1 protein-coding gene is annotated in these 777 nt (G+C 63.4%); it reads left to right on the top strand.

Translation table 11 applies throughout. The features are described 5' to 3' along the window. Nucleotides 1-94 (top strand): IS3 family transposase (locus F3J45_RS29600; RefSeq protein ID WP_167061942.1); only part of this gene is annotated, 94 nt, incomplete at its 5' end. Nucleotides 95-777 lie beyond the last annotated feature (683 nt).

The raw sequence follows: 777 nt of genomic DNA, 5'->3' as shown, positions 1-777 counted from the left end.
CGAGTACATCCATTACTACAACCACGAACGAATCAAAATGAAGCTCAATGGCCTGAGTCCTGTGGCTTACAGGACTCAGGCTGAGGTAGCCTAGCTTCGACCGTCTAACATTTGGGGCGCAGTTCAGATTTGCGGTGCGGGTGCCGGCAATGGTCCCTGCGCGGAAGCGCAGCCATGGCCTGCTGATCAGGCCCCCATCTCCAGGCCGCCGCCGCCTCGGTAGGAGCGAGCGTAGCTCGCGATGGGGCGCGCAGTGGCCCCAGGGTTTCAGCTTCACGGCTCATCGTGCTGGAGCTGCGTTGCAGCCCATCGCGAGCTGCGCTCGCTCCTACAGGGGATTGCGGTGCGGGTGCCGGCAATGGTCCTTGCGCGGAAGCGCAGCTATGGCCTGCTGATCAGGCCCCCATCTCCAGGCCGCCGCCGCCTCGGTAGGAGCGAGCGTAGCTCGCGATGGGGCGCGCAGCGGCCCCAGGGTTTCAGCTTCACGGCTCATTGTGCTGGGGCTGCGTTGCAGCCCATCGCGAGCTGCGCTCGCTCCTACAGGGGATTGCGGTGCGGGTGCCGGCAATGGTCCCTGCGCGGAAGCGCAGCCATGGCCTGCTGATCAGGCCCCCATCTCCAGGCCGCCGCCGCCTCGGTAGGAGCGAGCGTGATCTGGTCAAGTAATTTTGGACACCGATTAAGGTTTATGCCGCCGCTTTGAGCTTTTCCTCCATGGCTACCGGTGTTTCATAGCCGTTGTAGCTGTGGAGGCGCTTGAGGTTGTAGCGCATCAGA

Origin of the sequence: Pantoea sp. Ap-967 (assembly GCF_011752565.1) — a bacterium.
Lineage (GTDB): Bacteria > Pseudomonadota > Gammaproteobacteria > Pseudomonadales > Pseudomonadaceae > Aquipseudomonas.
This window is presented reverse-complemented; position numbering and strand designations above follow the sequence as displayed.